We start from the raw sequence: 381 nt of genomic DNA, 5'->3' as shown, positions 1-381 counted from the left end.
CCGAACTCATCGCAGTAGAACATAACGCGGTTTTTAAGCTTGCCTCCGTTTTCATCGGCGATCACAAGAATTTCCCTGTAAAGCTGCTGGATCAGCAATGAAACCATGAAATATTTCGACTGATCCTCTTCCGGCAGTATAATGAATATCGCCGATTTCTCGGAGCAAAAACGTTCCGCGTCGATCGCCGTGCCGAAGCACAGAATCTGCTCCATTTCCGAGTCGATAAAGCTGTTAAGTCTTGACAGCGCCGTGGACATGATCGACATCATCGCCTGATCCGCGGAATGAAGGGCGGAGCCTGCAAGCCATTTTGCCTTGTGCTCGTCAGGCAGCTTTTCCATCAATACCTTGAAGCCGTTTTTCGGCTTTTGTTTTCCG

1 protein-coding gene is annotated in these 381 nt (G+C 49.1%); it reads right to left on the bottom strand.

Going from position 1 to position 381, the window contains the following annotated elements:
* Window positions 1–381: type IV secretory system conjugative DNA transfer family protein (locus ACYQ0N_RS15415; RefSeq protein WP_460163194.1), on the bottom strand; the 381-nt coding region annotated here is incomplete at both ends.

Source organism: Ruminococcus sporogenes, assembly GCF_054655175.1.
This window is presented reverse-complemented; position numbering and strand designations above follow the sequence as displayed.